Genomic DNA, 13,856 nt, shown 5'->3' with positions numbered 1-13,856 from the left:
GTGCTAAGTCGACCCATGGACGACGCTGATCACGAGGCGGCACGCCGCGAGCTCGTCGCCGGCCTCCGTCGCCGGCTCGACGTCGACGAGCGGACGCTCGCGGCGATCGAGTCGGTGCCGCGACACGAGTTCGTCCCGGAGCGCCACGGGTCGCGCGCGTACGCCGACCGACCGCTCCCGATCGGCCACGATCAGACGATCAGCGCGCCGCACATGGTGGCGGTCATGACCGATCTACTCGACGTCGGACCCGGCGACAGGGTGTTCGAGGTCGGCACTGGGTGCGGCTACCACGCCGCCGTCGTCGCCGAGATCGTCGGTCCGGGAAACGTTTACAGCGTCGAGTACGTCCCGGAGCTGGCCGAGGCGGCCCGCGAGCGGCTCCAGCGGCTCGGATACGACGTGACCGTTCGGGCCGGTGACGGGCGAACGGCGTTCCCCGACGAGGCGCGCTTCGACGCCGCGTACCTGACCTGCGCGCCGGCTGACGGGATCCCCGATCAGATCGTCGACCGCGTGCGGTCGGGCGGTCGAGTTGTCGGACCGGTCGGTCGCGCCGGCACACAGCGGCTCGTCCGCCTGACGGTCGGAGAGGAGAGCGTCGACCGGGAGGACCACGGCGGCGTCCGGTTCGTTCCGATGCAATGAGGGGCGGTGCGGTGGTGACCGACGCGATGATGAACAGTGCGACGACGAGCGAGCGCTTTTAGAGGACCGAGCACCGAGTCCGGTTATGGACGAGGCGTCGCTTCGGGCCGACATGATCGAGGGGCTCGAACACCAGATCGGCGAGACGCTGGACGAGCCCGTACTGGCGGCGCTCCAGCGCGTCTCCCGGGACCCGTTCGTTGACGATGCCTCGACGGCCGTGGACGAGACCGGGTGGAGGGGCGGGAGCGGCGGGAACGGGGACCGGTCGCTCGCGCCCGCGACCGTCGTGCGGCTGATCTCCGCACTCGACGCCGGCGAGGGCGACGAGGTGCTCGTGGTGGGCGCGGGCGTCGGCTACTCGGTCGCGCTGCTCGCCGAGATCGCGGGGGCGCGGCACGTCCACGCGGTCGACATCGACCGCGAGGCGGTCGCGATCGCCCGATCGAACCTCTCGACGGCCGGATACGACGCCGTCCTCGTCGACCGGCGCGACGGGGCGAACGGGCTCCCCGAGTACGCCCCGTACGATCGGGTCCTCCTCGAAGCCGGGGTCGTCGAGCCGCCCCGCGCGCTCCGCGAGCAGCTCGCTGACGACGGCCGTATCGTCTACCCTCGCGGGACGGCGGTCCAGACGATCGCCGCGATCGAGCCCGACCCGTCGGGGAACGCGTCCGACGACGCAACGGACGACGATACCGCCCCGACGGGATTCCGGACGGTCGAGACGGCCGGCCCGGCGCGGCTCCAGCCGATGCTCGCCGACGGCGAGCAGCGCGGCGTCGAGCGGAACCGCACGCGCCGCGAGGACGCCGAGCGCGCCGAGCAAGGACACTTCGCGCGCCACGGCTGGGAGCAGAACTGGATCGATTGGGACGACCGGCTCTGATCACTCCGCAACCACCAGCACTTCGGTGTTTCCGCGCTCGTCGACGTAGTCACCTTCCGCCGGCGGTTTCACCTCGACGGTGAGCGTCCCGTCCGGCTGGTTCGGCCCGAGCTCCGGGTCGACATCGACGGTCGCAGTTCCGTCGGCATCGGTCGTTCCGGTTGCGACACCGTCTATTTGCGCCGATCCGCTCCGGACGATCACCGTCGCATCCGCGACGCGAGAGCCGTCCGGATCGACGACGGCGACGTCGAGCGACTGCTCGCCCGGCGTGGTCACCTCCGGCTGCGGCTGCGCGTCGACCTCCGTCGCGGCCAGTCCGTCGATGTCGCCGATCATCCCCATCATCACGCTGAGGCTCGCGACGCCGACGACGAGCGCGATGACCAGCCTGACCGGAAGCCCCTCGATCGCCCGGCGGTCCGAGCGAAACGATCGGTCGTTCGCGGTGCGTCCGTCCCGTTTCGAGTGCGGCATATAGCCGGTGGCCGCGGTATCACTGATAAAGGGTCGGACTCCGGAGCCGGACCGACCCTAACGTACAAAACGCCTTGTCTCACACACACGACGTGACCGGAGATGGTACTCGAGTCAACCGCTGAGTACGCCGAAACAGCGGTCGGTACTGTCGGTTCACACGCCGTCGTTGTCGGGGGGAGCATGGCCGGGTTGTTGGCCGCGCGTGTGCTCGCCGACGGGTACGATCGGGTCACGCTCGTCGAACGAGATCCGATACCGGACGGTTCCGTCGTACGCCGAGGCGTCCCGCAGGCGAATCACGTCCACGTGATGCTTGAGCCGGCCCGTGTGATTCTCGAAGATTTGTTCGACGGCTACCAGTCAGCGCTGAAGGCCGCGGGCGGGCTCGTTATCGACGCCTGTCGCGAGTTGGATTACTACGACAACGGCGGCGTGCTGGCGCCCGCGGAGCCCGAGATGCTGATGCCCTGTGCGAGCCGGCCGCTGTTCGAGCGGATCGCCCGGCAGCAGGTCGCCGCGACGACCGGGATCACGGTCCGCGACGAGTGTCACGCCACGGGGTACGAGACGAGCGCCGACGCGGACGCGGTCGAGGGGCTCTCCATCAGGCGGGCGGACGGAGGCGAGGAGACGCTCGAAGCCGACCTCGTCGTCGACGCGACGGGGCGCGCGTCCAAGACGCCGAGGTGGCTCTCGGAGCACGGGTACCGAAAGCCGCGAACGGAACGCGTCGAGGTCGATCTCGCGTACGGAACGGTGACTATCGACCGGCCGAGCGAGGATACGTCGGCGTATCTGTGTGCCCCGTCCGCGCCGGACACGCGCGGCGGGACGGCGATCCCGATAGAGGGTGATCGCTGGCTGGTAACCCTGTTCGGCATGCACGGTGACCATCCGCCGACCGACCGGCCGGGGTTTCTCGCGTTCGCCGACTCGCTGCCGTTCGATCGCCTCGCGGGTCTGCTCCGGGAGCGAGCGTGGACGAGCGACGAGATCGAGCGGTATCCGTTCGCGGCGAGTCAGTGGCGCCGGTACGACGAGCTCGACCGGTTTCCCGACGGGTTGGTCGTGACCGGCGACGCGATCGCGAGTTTCAACCCGATCTACGGCCAGGGAATGTCCGCCGCCGCGCTCGACGCGTTACAGCTTCACCACACCATCGCGAACGGGACGGAGGACATCGGATCACGGTTCTTTCATCGGGCGGTCGATCACCTCGACGTCGTGTGGCAGACGGCGGTGGGCGCCGACTTCGAGTTCGAGGAGACGACGGGAACGAAGCCGACCGGAGCCGGACTGTTCAACCGCTACGTGGATCGAGTGACCGAGACGGCACACACCGACGCCACCGTCGCCGAGGCGTTCTACCGGGTCCTTCGACTCGAACGCGAGCCGACCAGCCTGTTCCGTCCGCGGATCGCCGCCCGCGTCCTCTGGCCGTCGTGACTCTCCGTCGCGTTCCGGCAAGGGGCAGCGGGACGAGCGCCTCCGCGCCCGCCCCGCCCCTTTTGTGTGATACCGCGGCCACCGCGGCTATGCACGTGCTCGGACGCGACTCCGATTCTGACGACGAGGCTACTTCCGGCGGGGACGCCTCCCCCCGCGCGAACGACGAGACCGACGGCGAACGCCCCCCGACCGTCCGGGTCGGAGCGTTCCTCGCGCGCGACGGCAGCGCCGGCGCTCCGGTCGGCGTGGACGCCGACGGCCCGCACGCCGGCGTCGTCTTCGGCAAGCGCGGGACCGGGAAGTCGTACACGCTCGGTGTCCTCGCGGAGGGACTCGCAGAGGCACGCGGCGTCGCGCCGGTCGTGGTCGACCCGATGGGCGTCTTCGGCGGACTCCGGGCGGGCGGCGGACGGGTGGTCGAACCGCGGGTCCGCCCGGCGGCGATCCCGCCGGAGGCGTGGCCGGACCTGCTCGATCTCGATCCGGCGAGCGGCCCGGGGAGCCTGCTGTGGCGCGTCGTCGCCGACGCCCTTGACGCCGCCGGAGAGGAGTCGGGAAGCGCTGACGAATCGCTCTCTCTCGCGGCGCTCCGCGACCGCGTCGACGCCGCGGACGCGCCCGCTGCGGACCGTCGCGCGGTCGCGAACCACCTGCGTCTCGCCGAGTCGTGGGGCGTGTTCGACGCGGACGCGCCGTCGGTCATCCGGCTCGTCGGCGATGGGGCCCCAACCGTTCTCGATCTCGCCGGCGCTCCTGAGGCGGCCGCGGCCGCGGTCGTCAGGGCGGTCGCCCGCGGGCTCTACGACGCCCGGATCGACGGCGACCTCGACCGGCTCCCGTGGCTGCTGGTCGACGAGGCGCACGCCTTCTTCGGCGGCGTCGCCGAGCCCGCGCTCCGGACGCTGCTGACGCGCGGCCGCGCGCCCGGCGTCTCGCTGGTCTGTGCGACGCAGCGCCCCGGCGCGCTGCCGAGCGTCGCCGTCTCCCAGTCGGACCTGATCGTCGCCCATCGACTCACCGCCGAACGCGATCTCGACCGGCTCGCCGAGGCGGAGGCGACCTACCTCGCCGGCGACCTCGCCTCGCGACTCCCGACCGGGACCGGCGAGGCGCTCGTCGTCGACGACGCGACGGAGACGGCCCACACCGTCCGAGTCCGTGAGCGCCGAACCCCGCACGGCGGCGGGAGCCCACGTGCGAGCGGGACGGAAGCAGCCACCGGAGCCGCTGCGGAGACCGAAGACCCAAGATGAGCGCCGGCGACGCCTCGGTATGGAACGGACGCCGTTGGGGTTCCTCCTCATCGCGCTCGGCGGGTTCGCGGGCGCCGTCGCCAGACACGGGGTCGACGTCGCCGTCGGCGACGCGACCGGCGTCGGCACGCTCCTCGTAAACGTTCTCGGCTCCTTCGCGCTCGGCGTGTTGCTCACGCGCGCCGCGAGCCACCGGACGCGACTGTTCGTCGGCACCGGCGCGCTCTCCTCGTTCACCACCTACAGCACCTTCGTCGGCGACGCTGTGACACTCGGAACGGCGGCTGGTGCCGCGTACGTCGCCGCGAGCTACGCCGCCGGGTTCGCGGCCGCCGCGGCCGGGCTGTCCGTCGGGGGGCGGCTGTGACCGATCCCCTGATCGCGGCCGTCCTCGTGGGTCTCGGCGGCTCTGCCGGTGCCGTGGGTCGCCATGCGGTCGGCCTCAAGGTCGAGGGTCGCCGTTCGGTCGTGGTCGTCAACGCGCTCGGAAGCCTCGCGCTGGGCGCGCTCCTCGCCGCACCGATCGGTTCGGGGGCGACCCTCTTCGGCGCCGTCGGATTCTGCGGCGCATTCACGACGTTCTCCTCGTTCGCCGTCGAGACGGTCTCGACCGCGACGGATGGTGAGGAGAGAATCGCCACCGAGTTCGCAGCCGCGAATTTGGCGGCCGCGCTGCCCGCGTTCCTCGTCGGTGCGGCGCTCGGCGGCGCGCTCGCCTGATCGCGGCTCGGAGAACGACAGGTACAGGCGGGTCCGGATCGTACCGCCTCGCGTGACCGACGACGCCTCGCGCGGCGACGTTGCATCCGAGGGTCCTACCGCTCCCGACGACCCCGACGACTCCGACGACTCCGACGCGCCGGTCGACTTCGGCGCCCTCTCGCTTCCGCAGCGCGCGTTCGTCGCGGCCGTCCAGAACCCGACTCGCGGGATCGTGATCGTCGGCCTGCTCGCGTTCGCGTTCTCGTTTTACGTCGCCTTCTGGCTGGTCTTCCCGCGGACCGCGGCGTTCCTGTCGGCGATCGGCGCCGTCCTGCTCGGGATCGTCGCGCTCGTGTACCTCGTCTCGGACCGGCTCTCGCGGTAGCTCGGTCCCTTGACCTCGGCTCTCCCGTCCCCCCGACTCACGGATGCGGCTCGTAGAACTCCTTGAGTGGCACTCCGAACGCGGGCGCGAGCGTCGCCACCGCATCGCCGACCAACACGTCGCGCTCGGCGAACTCTCGCTCCACCTGCGCGCCGAGCGCCACGTCGCCCGCCGCGTCGCTCTCGAGGTACTCGCGGACCGTCGTGAACTCCCGCTCTCGCTCGACGACGTACCGATCGTCGTCGATGAACGGGCCGTAGGTCTCCGGGTCCACGTCGTTGGCGTACGACTCGTAGAAGCTCGCGGCGTGTTTCCGCACCGCGACCGGCGGCCCCTCGTGGCGCACCACGGCCGGCCGCTTTGCGACCTCCAGTTCGGCGTACAGCGCGGCGCGCTTGGCGCCGTCGCTAGCTGCTTCCGGACCGTTCCCGTCCGTCATGGCGCGCGCGCGAAGTACGTCGAACCCGCGGTCGTTCAGCCCCCGAACGATCCCGTCGAGCGACCGCCGGAGCTGCGGCCACAGCTGGTCGTCGACCACGTCGGGCGCGTCGAACACGACGGCCACCGGGGTCGTTTCCCGTCGGTCGAGGTGGTCGCGGACGCCGGCGGAGTCGAGGGAAGTCGGCTCCGTCGGCTCGAACAGCCCCTCGCTCGGCGCCGCGAGCAGCTCGCGGGCGTAGTGTTGGAACCGCGCGAGGTTCGCGGCCGAGAGGACGGCCGCGACGTTCCGCGTCGGGTCAGTCGGATCGACCACGACGAGAGAGTCATCGAAGGTCCGCTCGGCGTGCCCCTCGGGATCGAACTCCACGGGCGGGTGCCAGCTCCGCGCGGACTCCACCAGGGGGACGAACCCGCCGAGCTCCAAGACGAGCAGCTCGGTCAGGTACCCCGAGAACCCCTCGGTGCGGAGGTCGCTGCCGTACGCGCCGATCCCCTTCAGAAACGCCTTCGCGAGCACCACGTCGTCGGCGAGGTCGTCGTCCAGCCGCTCGGAGAGGTACGCGTCGTGGAACGGGGTCCGGTCGACGGCGGAGACCAGGTCGCCGGCGGTCTCCACGTCGTGACAGGGCACCAGGTCCACGTCGAACCCCTCGTACGAGCCTTTCACGTACGGGTGTTCGGCGTACTCCTCGTGGCCGCCCGGGAGGACGGCGTGGCCGATGGCGAGCCCGTATTCCTCCAACTGTTCGCGGTCGAGGTCGGCGTCGAACCGCACGAACAGATCGATGTCGCGGTCGCCGGAGACCCACGTTCCGCGGGCGGTCGACCCCACTTGGACCACGTCTGCGTCGACAGGGAGGTCGGCGATCGCCTCGCGCGTCCGGTCGGCGAGGGTCGCGGCGGCCGCCCGCAGGTGCTCGCGTTCAGCGGATTCGGGTATCACCCGGTCGCGAACGCGCGACAGCACCTCCTCGAGATCGTCCATGGAGTCGGCTTCTCGCGGTCCGGCCGAAAACGTGTCGGTCACGGGGCGAACGGCGTGCTCCGGGAGACGATCGAGTAACGGCGCTCCGGCGATGTCGTGACGCGGTAACCGATAGCACCCGAGTCGGGCGGAAACGAAAGCCCTATCAAAACGAGTCGAGTATCGGAAGATGAGCCGAAGTAGCTCAGTTGGTAGAGCGCCTCGCTGTTACGACGCTCGGCGGATTTCTCCCCCGAACGTCACAGTCACGAGGCGGTCCCAGGTTCGAGTCCTGGCTTCGGCGCCTCTCCGTTTCTACACTTCGTAGCGTTAGGCGTCGCTTCTGTGCTGTCGTCGATCGTCCCACCGCAGTGTCACGGTTCTGTCCGACGATCGCGCCGATTCGGTACGCTAAAGGGTTCGTCCCGTTTACCCCGAATTACGGGCCTTTAGCTTAGTCTGGCTCAAAGCCCTCCGCTCATAACGGAGTGATCGCCGGTTCAAATCCGGCAAGGCCCATCTTCTACTCCAACAGTTCGACCAGTTCGTTCACGTCCTCGACGACCGCGTCCGCCCCGATCTCGGTGTACTTCCGGCGGCCCTCGTCGCCGGTCAGGCCGCCGGTGAGGACGCCGATTCCGTAGTAAACGCGGCTCGCGTCCTCGTCGTCTGCGTTGCGCGCGGTTCGCACGTCGTCGAGGGTGTCGCCGGCGAAGGCGACGCGGTCGGCGTCGAACCGCTCCGCGAGGTCGACGAGCGCCCGCGGGTGCGGCTTCCCCTCCTCCCAGTCGTCCATCGTGAACCGGCGGTCTTCGGGCACGTCGAGGCCGACGCGCTCCAGAGCGATCTCCGCCTCGGCGGCGGGCCGCCCCGTCAACACGCCAACGTCGAACCGCTCGGTGAGGTCGGCGATCGTCTCCGGCTCGACTAAGGTCGGCTCGTCGTGGATGTATCCCGGAGCCGACAGCGGCGGCTCGCCGCCCTCCAGCTCGCGGTACAGCTCCGCGCCGAGGTACAGCGCCTGAAACGTCTCGCGGAGGCGGTCGGTGTCCCACTGGTCGCGGACTCGCGCCTGCGCGACGCGCGGGAGGGCGCCGACGACCTCCTTCGCGGCGTCGAGCCCGCCGCCGCCCTCGGCGACCCGGTCCGTGAACGTCTCCACGTCCATCCCGAGCCCCTCGCGGCGGGCCAGCACGTAGAGGGCGGCCGCGTTCGTCAGCTCCCAGTCGTTGTTGAACCCGCCGGCGTCCTTGAACGACTGGACCGCGTCGCGATCGATCGTCTTGTCACACACCCGTTCGACGGACTCGATGATCGCCCGCCGGTAGGAGTCCGCCACGTCGACCAACACCCCGTCGATGTCGAGGACGACTGCGTCGACCTGCATACCCGTACGCCGACAGGAACGGGAAAGAACGTTCGGGTTTCCGTCGGTTCGGTCGCCGTTCCGACTCTCACGCTTCACTCGGGGCCGGGCGACCGCTCCCCGCGCTCATCGTCCCGAGCGACGTACAACGAGGCCCCTTCGACGGAGCGCCGCCGGACCGGGACGACCGGCTCCTCGAACCCGAGGGTAGTGAACACGCAGACGGCGTCGAGGCGGTCGGCGAGCGCGACGGTCGGCCGCTGGAGTTCGGCCGGGAGGTTACACGCGTACACCGCGTCGATCGCGTCCCGTTCGTCAGCGTCGGCGAGCGGTCTGGTCCCGCTGTCGCCCGTCCCCTTCGCGAGGGCGAGCACGTCCCCCCGCCGGACGCGGAGCGAGCCCTCGACTCCCTCGTTTTCGACCTCGCGTGCGGCCGCCAGCGTCCGATCTCCGGGATCGATGTCGACGGCGACGACGCGGCACCCCCGCTCCGCGAGCGCTCGTGCCACCGCCGGTCGGTCGCCGACGCCGAGTTCGACGAGGCGGTCGTGTTCCGCGAGTTCGTCGACCAGCGCGAGACGGATGGGTGAGACCACGGCGCGGGCTTTATGATTGCGGCGGTCATAAGCGGTTCCATGCTCGTGGACATCGTCCCAGTCGGGGAGGTCACCCCCCGCGTGAAACGCGAGGCCTCCGCCGCGCTCCGTTCGGTATACGACTGCGACGTGACCGTCCACGACGACCAGCCGATCCCCGGGGCGGCCTACGACGAGAGCCGCGAACAGTACCGGGCCGAGGACCTCATCGAGACCGTCGGCCGCGTCGGCAGCGGCGAGAAGAACATCGGGATCACTCCGCGCGATCTCTACTACCGCCGTCGAAACTACGTGTTCGGGCTCGCGTACCTCAACGGCAACGGCTCCGTCATCTCGACGCACCGGCTCCGCACCTCCTCGGACGGAGGCGTCTCCACCAAACCCGCTGTCGACGTGTTCGCCGACCGCGTCCGCAAGGAGGTCGTCCACGAGATCGGTCACACGCTCGGATTAGAGCACTGCGACAACAGCAAGTGCGTCATGTCCTTCTCGCCGACCGTCCGCGAGGTCGACGTGAAAGAGGAGAACCTCTGTGGCTCCTGTTCGCGGCTCGTTCGGTAGGGGTGCCGTCGGTCGGCGCGACCCGTTTCTCGCCGGTAGACGTAAACCGCATCCTGTCCAACTACTGCGCATGGCCGCAAAGCCGGAGTACCGCGACCGGCCGGACGTCGAGGTCGCGCTGTTGGACGCGCTCGTCGACCGCGGCGACGAGGGGATGACGGTGCTGGAGTTGCGCGCGGCCGTCGACGCCGACATCGACGCCGTCGAGGAGGCGCTGTCGGCGCTGAAGGAGGACTCGCTCATCACCGTCGAGAGCGAGGAGCGGGTGCGCGTGTACCCGCACGACCGCGTCGTCCCCGATCCCGAAGACCAGATGGAGGACGGCTCGGGAACCCTCGTCGACGCCGTCCGGGACCGGCTCGGACTGTAGCGATCCGACACGGTGCGCGTGCGAGAGGAGAGGACTCGACCGTTCGCGTCCGCCGAAGCCAGCGGCCTTTTGCCGCTCCCCCGACTCCCTACAGATATGACTCTCGTCTCCGACACCCACGGCGCCCACGGTGCGGTGTACCGCGACCGCGGCGGCCGTCAGGTGGTCGACCACTACAGGAAACCCGAGCGCGTCGGCAAGGCGGTCCGCAACGTCGTCGGCGCGATCGAGATGGGGTACGGGGTGCTCGCCGTCACGGGCGAGGACCGCGTCGAGTTCGTCGACAACGCCGTCTCCAACCGGGTCCCGGACGAGGACGGTCAGGGCGTGTACGCGCTCCTGCTCGACCCCCAAGGCGGCATCGAGACGGACATGTACGTGTACAACGCCGACGAGCGACTGCTCGTCTTCCTCCCGCCGGAGCGCGCCGAGGCGGTCGCCGAGGACTGGGCGGGAAAGGTGTTCATCCAGGACGTGGCGATCGACGACATCTCCGACGAGCTCGGCGTCTTCGGGGTCCACGGTCCCAAGTCGACGGAGAAGATCGCCTCGGTGCTGGGCGGACCGGGTGCGCCCGAGGAGCCGCTCTCGTTCGTCCGCGGATCGATGGTCGACGCCGGCGTCACCGTGATCGCGACCGACGCGCCCCTCGGTGAGGAGGGGTACGAGGTCGTCTGCGCGGCCGAGGACTCGGAGGCGGTGCTCGACACCCTGCTCAACCGCGGACTCAACGCGGCCCCGTTCGGCTACCGGACGTGGGACGCGCTCTCCGCGGAGGCCGGCACCCCGCTCTTCGAGTACGAACTGGAGGGAACGGTGCCGAACGTCCTCGGGCTCCGAAACGCCCTGGACTTCGACAAGGGGTGTTACGTCGGCCAGGAGGTCGTCTCCCGCGTCGAGAACCAGGGGCGACCGAGCCGCCGACTCGTCGGACTCGACCTCGACGGCCTCGCAGACGCGACCGCCGAGATCGACGGCGACGCAGATCCGGAGGGGTACGACGAGGTCCTCCCGTCTCCCGGTGCGGCCGTCTTCGCGGGCGACGAGGCGGTCGGCGAGGTGACCCGCGCGGCGGTCGGTCCCGCCGCCGGCGACCCGATCGCGTTGGCGTTCGTCCGGTTCGACGCCGACCTCGCCGACCCCACCGTGCGCGTCGACGGGGAGGAGGTCGCGGCGACGCGTGCTGACCTCCCGTTCCCGTCGGTCAAGGGCAGCGCGCAGTCCGCACGGCTGCCGACGTACCCGAGCGACGAGTAGTCCGTTTCGCTGCGGTCGCTGTTGCGGTCGGCGCGTGCCGCCGAGCGACCGACGGGAGCGAGCGGGAGCACGGAAGTCGCAGCCCGCGCAGCGAAGCGAGCAGGAACGTCTTCCGGCGGTGCTGTGAGGGGTGGGACTCAAAGCCCCAGCCGTGCTTCGTCCTCACGGCTGGGGCTTTGGAGGTCCTCGTCGCCGATCTACCAGCATCAACCATTTATAAACGAACACCGAAATTCACCGGTCTACCCGTTCGTCACACTACCTAGAGCACGAACTGCACGGCGGTGTACACGCCGAACCCGAGCGCCAGCGACCCGACGAGCGACGCGATCCACGCGAACACCGTGTATCCCATCTTCGACCGGCTCACGCCGGCGTCGCCCGCGGCGTAGCCGGCGCCGACGATGGCGGAGACGATGATCTCGTTGAAGGAGACGGGGATCCCGAACGCGACCGCGATCTGCGCGATCGCGAACGACGGGATGAGCGCCGAGATCGACCGGCGCGGCCCCATCGAGGCGTAGTCCTGCGAGATCGCCTTGATCATCCGCGGCGCACCGGTCCACGACCCGACGAGCAGCCCCGCGCCGCCGCCGACGAGCAGCGCCCACAGCGGGACCCCGACGTCGCTGAAGATCGGCACGAGCGGACCGATCGCGAGCCCCACCTGCGAGCCACCGGCCGAGAACGCGACGAGCCCGCCCATCGCGAGGAGGAACCGCCGCTGAGCGCCCTCGCGGTCGCGACCGATGTCGGCGTACACCCCGACCGCGACGACCGTGGCGACCGCGACCGTGACCAGGGGCGTGCCGATCGCGCCGATCCCGAGTTCGGGGCCGGCAGCCTCCGACAGCGAGGCCTGCTCGCCCGCCGGTCCGAGCAGCGCGAACCCGACGTTCGCGACGATCGCGCCGACGAGGCCGGCGAGCACGGCGGTGAGTGGTCGTTCCGGGAGCGTCTCACCGATGAGGAGCCGCGCGACGGCGTAGGCGACGCCGCCGCCGACGAACGGGGTGAGCACCCACAGCGTGAGGATCTCGGAGTACTTCGGCCACGCCGGGTCCCCGCCCATCGCGAGACCGACGCCGACGACCGCGCCGGTGACGGTGAACGCGGTTGCGATGGGGTAGCCGGCGAACACGCCGATCGCGACGAGCGCGGCCGCGGTGAGCAGCGCGACGATGGCCGCGCCGGCGGTGAGGGTGACGCCGCCGATCAGCTCCGTCCCCACCGCCTCCGTCACGTTCGCGCCCTGCAGGATCGCGCCCATCAGGCCCAACACCCCGACGACGAGCCCCGCTCGCATCACCGAGATGGCGTTGGCGCCGACCGCCGGGGCGAACGGGGTCGATCCGGAGGAGCCGGCGCCGATCGACCACGCCATGAAGAGACTGGCGGCGGCGGCGACGCCGAGTGTGGCGACGGTTACGACGACCATGTTACCGCTGTCCGTCGTCGTACCCTTCGCGGAGCCCCGTCAGGGTGCGCCGGACCAGCAGGAACGCGAAGAAGAAGAACCCGAGCAGGGCGACGAGGATCACGACGAACAACGGTTCGACCGGGAGCATACACTCGAATCCGTCGGCACGGTGTTATGCGTTTCGGCAGCCCGGTCGTGGGCCGGTTCCGGTCCTCGCCTCCGACAATCGCCGACCGATGACTAAAACGCGCTTTTGTCCATAAGCTAGCTATAAGCTATTACCGGCGCAAGGTGTCGATGCGACCCCCGCTTCGGCCCTCACCCCCACGATCGGTCATCGACCGGCGAGCCGTGACGGTAGACGACACCCGACAGATCGGGTCTCTCCCTCACAACTTCCCTCTCCTCCCCTCCCTCTCCCGGTGTGACCGACAGGCGGGGCGTCGCGTTCGCCCGCCGGTACTTCCCCCCTTCGGCGGGCGTCACTTCTCCGGCGATCGACCGCAGCGGTCCAGCCGGCACGCCGACTACGGCGCGATCCGGAACTCCTCGAAGACTTCGCCGGCCGGCGTGACGAGCCGTCCGTTCAGCGCACCCTCGTCCTCGCCGACCGGCTCGAGCTCCGCGTGTGCTGGCCGGTTTCCGCGCGGCTGCGCGTGACTTCCGGGGTTCAGTATCGGGAGCGCGCCGCTGTCGTCGAACCGGGGGCGGTGGCTGTGTCCGCAGATCACGGCGTCGGCGTCGCGCTCTCGGCCGAGCATCACGAGCCCGGTGTCGCCGCTGCGGTGTCGGTGCGTGACGGTGAACCGAACGCCCGCGTACTCCGCGGTCAGCACTTCGGGCAGCCGGTCGCGGATCGCCGCGTCGGCGTTGTTGCCGTAGACGGCCCGGAGGGTCCGGGCGGTCGACTCGAACGCGTCGAGTACCGGCTCGCGGTAGAAGTCGCCGGCGTGGACGACGAGGTCGGCCTCGCGGACCGCCTCCGCCGTCCGGCCCTGCAGCTTCGTCTCCTCGCGCGAGTGGGTGTCTGAGACGACGACGAGCATACTCGCCGTCGGTACGCACACGGCTTAAA

Annotated in this window: 17 protein-coding genes and 2 tRNA genes; 12 read left to right on the top strand and 7 right to left on the bottom strand. The window is 70.3% G+C overall.

What is annotated here, in order from left to right:
- Nucleotides 1–15: 15 nt before the first annotated feature.
- Both FGL94_RS10365 and FGL94_RS10360 read left to right on the top strand, forming a co-directional pair.
- Nucleotides 16–648, top strand: a complete 633-nt coding sequence (locus FGL94_RS10365) for a protein-L-isoaspartate(D-aspartate) O-methyltransferase (RefSeq protein WP_144924446.1) — start codon at nt 16–18, stop codon at nt 646–648.
- 85 nt (nt 649–733) lie between these two features.
- Nucleotides 734–1,537 carry a protein-L-isoaspartate O-methyltransferase family protein gene (locus FGL94_RS10360; protein ID WP_144924444.1) on the top strand — a complete coding sequence of 268 codons (804 nt, stop codon included), beginning with the start codon at nt 734–736 and terminating at the stop codon, nt 1,535–1,537.
- Here the strand turns inward: FGL94_RS10360 and FGL94_RS10355 are convergent, their stop codons facing one another.
- Nucleotides 1,538–2,014 (bottom strand): DUF7382 domain-containing protein, encoded by a 477-nt coding sequence (locus FGL94_RS10355; RefSeq protein WP_144924442.1) that lies wholly within the window; start codon nt 2,012–2,014, stop codon nt 1,538–1,540.
- 102 nt (nt 2,015–2,116) lie between these two features.
- Between FGL94_RS10355 and FGL94_RS10350 the strand changes: the two genes are divergently transcribed.
- The 5 genes from FGL94_RS10350 to FGL94_RS10330 all read left to right on the top strand — a co-directional run bounded on the left by FGL94_RS10350 (nt 2,117) and on the right by FGL94_RS10330 (nt 5,806).
- The gene (locus FGL94_RS10350) at nt 2,117–3,463 is read left to right on the top strand and encodes an FAD-dependent oxidoreductase (RefSeq protein ID WP_144924439.1); all 1,347 of its coding nucleotides are present in this window, start codon (nt 2,117–2,119) and stop codon (nt 3,461–3,463) included.
- A gap of 89 nt (nt 3,464–3,552) precedes the next feature.
- The gene (locus FGL94_RS10345; RefSeq protein ID WP_144924436.1) at nt 3,553–4,719 is read left to right on the top strand and encodes an ATP-binding protein; all 1,167 of its coding nucleotides are present in this window, start codon (nt 3,553–3,555) and stop codon (nt 4,717–4,719) included.
- 19 nt (nt 4,720–4,738) lie between these two features.
- Nucleotides 4,739–5,086: a fluoride efflux transporter FluC gene (locus FGL94_RS10340; RefSeq protein WP_144924433.1), complete on the top strand. Its 348-nt coding sequence runs from the start codon at nt 4,739–4,741 to the stop codon at nt 5,084–5,086.
- Entirely contained in the window at nt 5,083–5,439 is a 357-nt protein-coding gene (locus FGL94_RS10335) for a fluoride efflux transporter FluC (RefSeq protein WP_144924430.1), read from the top strand. Before FGL94_RS10340 ends, FGL94_RS10335 begins: the two co-directional genes overlap by 4 nt.
- A 52-nt stretch (nt 5,440–5,491) precedes the next feature.
- On the top strand, nt 5,492–5,806 hold the full coding sequence (locus FGL94_RS10330) for a hypothetical protein (RefSeq protein WP_144924427.1): 315 nt from the start codon (nt 5,492–5,494) through the stop codon (nt 5,804–5,806).
- 37 nt (nt 5,807–5,843) lie between these two features.
- On the opposite strand, the gene cca is transcribed toward FGL94_RS10330, so the two are convergent.
- Nucleotides 5,844–7,232, bottom strand: coding sequence for a CCA tRNA nucleotidyltransferase (cca, locus tag FGL94_RS10325; protein WP_144924424.1), 1,389 nt, complete (start codon nt 7,230–7,232; stop codon nt 5,844–5,846).
- 173 nt (nt 7,233–7,405) lie between these two features.
- On the opposite strand from cca, the gene FGL94_RS10320 reads away from it, so the two are divergent.
- Both FGL94_RS10320 and FGL94_RS10315 read left to right on the top strand, forming a co-directional pair.
- Nucleotides 7,406–7,515: transfer RNA gene (locus FGL94_RS10320), tRNA-Asn, on the top strand.
- 139 nt (nt 7,516–7,654) lie between these two features.
- A tRNA-Ile gene (locus tag FGL94_RS10315) sits at nt 7,655–7,730 on the top strand.
- A gap of 4 nt (nt 7,731–7,734) precedes the next feature.
- Here FGL94_RS10315 and FGL94_RS10310 read toward each other — a convergent pair.
- The gene (locus tag FGL94_RS10310) at nt 7,735–8,598 is read right to left on the bottom strand and encodes a TIGR01548 family HAD-type hydrolase (RefSeq protein WP_144924421.1); all 864 of its coding nucleotides are present in this window, start codon (nt 8,596–8,598) and stop codon (nt 7,735–7,737) included.
- A gap of 74 nt (nt 8,599–8,672) precedes the next feature.
- Complete coding sequence (locus FGL94_RS10305) at nt 8,673–9,173, bottom strand: UPF0146 family protein (RefSeq protein ID WP_144924418.1); 501 nt, start codon at nt 9,171–9,173, stop codon at nt 8,673–8,675.
- A gap of 39 nt (nt 9,174–9,212) precedes the next feature.
- On the opposite strand from FGL94_RS10305, the gene FGL94_RS10300 reads away from it, so the two are divergent.
- From FGL94_RS10300 to ygfZ, 3 genes are all read left to right on the top strand, one after another.
- Nucleotides 9,213–9,734 (top strand): archaemetzincin family Zn-dependent metalloprotease, encoded by a 522-nt coding sequence (locus tag FGL94_RS10300; RefSeq protein ID WP_144924415.1) that lies wholly within the window; start codon nt 9,213–9,215, stop codon nt 9,732–9,734.
- A gap of 70 nt (nt 9,735–9,804) precedes the next feature.
- Entirely contained in the window at nt 9,805–10,104 is a 300-nt protein-coding gene (locus FGL94_RS10295) for a DUF6432 family protein (RefSeq protein ID WP_144924412.1), read from the top strand.
- 96 nt (nt 10,105–10,200) lie between these two features.
- On the top strand, nt 10,201–11,361 hold the full coding sequence (ygfZ, locus tag FGL94_RS10290; RefSeq protein WP_144924407.1) for a CAF17-like 4Fe-4S cluster assembly/insertion protein YgfZ: 1,161 nt from the start codon (nt 10,201–10,203) through the stop codon (nt 11,359–11,361).
- Nucleotides 11,362–11,623: 262 nt separating this feature from the next.
- On the opposite strand, the gene FGL94_RS10285 is transcribed toward ygfZ, so the two are convergent.
- From FGL94_RS10285 to FGL94_RS10280, 3 genes are all read right to left on the bottom strand, one after another.
- Nucleotides 11,624–12,799, bottom strand: coding sequence for an inorganic phosphate transporter (locus FGL94_RS10285; RefSeq protein WP_144924404.1), 1,176 nt, complete (start codon nt 12,797–12,799; stop codon nt 11,624–11,626).
- A gap of 1 nt (nt 12,800) precedes the next feature.
- Nucleotides 12,801–12,929: a DUF7859 family protein gene (locus tag FGL94_RS18805; protein ID WP_277752620.1), complete on the bottom strand. Its 129-nt coding sequence runs from the start codon at nt 12,927–12,929 to the stop codon at nt 12,801–12,803.
- 379 nt (nt 12,930–13,308) lie between these two features.
- Complete coding sequence (locus FGL94_RS10280) at nt 13,309–13,827, bottom strand: metallophosphoesterase (RefSeq protein ID WP_144924401.1); 519 nt, start codon at nt 13,825–13,827, stop codon at nt 13,309–13,311.
- Between the last annotated feature and the right edge of the window lie 29 nt (nt 13,828–13,856).

It is taken from the genome of Halorubrum salsamenti, assembly GCF_007671685.1.
Taxonomy (GTDB): domain Archaea; phylum Halobacteriota; class Halobacteria; order Halobacteriales; family Haloferacaceae; genus Halorubrum; species Halorubrum salsamenti.
The sequence above is the reverse complement of the archived record's forward strand: the minus strand, read 5'-3'. Positions and strand labels throughout refer to the sequence as shown.

Coding starts and splice junctions, on each gene's coding strand:
- FGL94_RS10365 (WP_144924446.1), top strand. CDS start 16: ATGGACGACGCTGATCACGAGGCGGCACGCCGCGAGCTCGTCGCCGGC.
- FGL94_RS10360 (WP_144924444.1), top strand. CDS start 734: ATGGACGAGGCGTCGCTTCGGGCCGACATGATCGAGGGGCTCGAACAC.
- FGL94_RS10355 (WP_144924442.1), bottom strand. CDS start 2,014: ATGCCGCACTCGAAACGGGACGGACGCACCGCGAACGACCGATCGTTT.
- FGL94_RS10350 (WP_144924439.1), top strand. CDS start 2,117: ATGGTACTCGAGTCAACCGCTGAGTACGCCGAAACAGCGGTCGGTACT.
- FGL94_RS10345 (WP_144924436.1), top strand. CDS start 3,553: ATGCACGTGCTCGGACGCGACTCCGATTCTGACGACGAGGCTACTTCC.
- FGL94_RS10340 (WP_144924433.1), top strand. CDS start 4,739: ATGGAACGGACGCCGTTGGGGTTCCTCCTCATCGCGCTCGGCGGGTTC.
- cca (WP_144924424.1), bottom strand. CDS start 7,232: ATGGACGATCTCGAGGAGGTGCTGTCGCGCGTTCGCGACCGGGTGATA.
- FGL94_RS10310 (WP_144924421.1), bottom strand. CDS start 8,598: ATGCAGGTCGACGCAGTCGTCCTCGACATCGACGGGGTGTTGGTCGAC.
- FGL94_RS10300 (WP_144924415.1), top strand. CDS start 9,213: ATGCTCGTGGACATCGTCCCAGTCGGGGAGGTCACCCCCCGCGTGAAA.
- FGL94_RS10295 (WP_144924412.1), top strand. CDS start 9,805: ATGGCCGCAAAGCCGGAGTACCGCGACCGGCCGGACGTCGAGGTCGCG.
- ygfZ (WP_144924407.1), top strand. CDS start 10,201: ATGACTCTCGTCTCCGACACCCACGGCGCCCACGGTGCGGTGTACCGC.
- FGL94_RS10285 (WP_144924404.1), bottom strand. CDS start 12,799: ATGGTCGTCGTAACCGTCGCCACACTCGGCGTCGCCGCCGCCGCCAGT.
- FGL94_RS18805 (WP_277752620.1), bottom strand. CDS start 12,929: ATGCTCCCGGTCGAACCGTTGTTCGTCGTGATCCTCGTCGCCCTGCTC.
- FGL94_RS10280 (WP_144924401.1), bottom strand. CDS start 13,827: ATGCTCGTCGTCGTCTCAGACACCCACTCGCGCGAGGAGACGAAGCTG.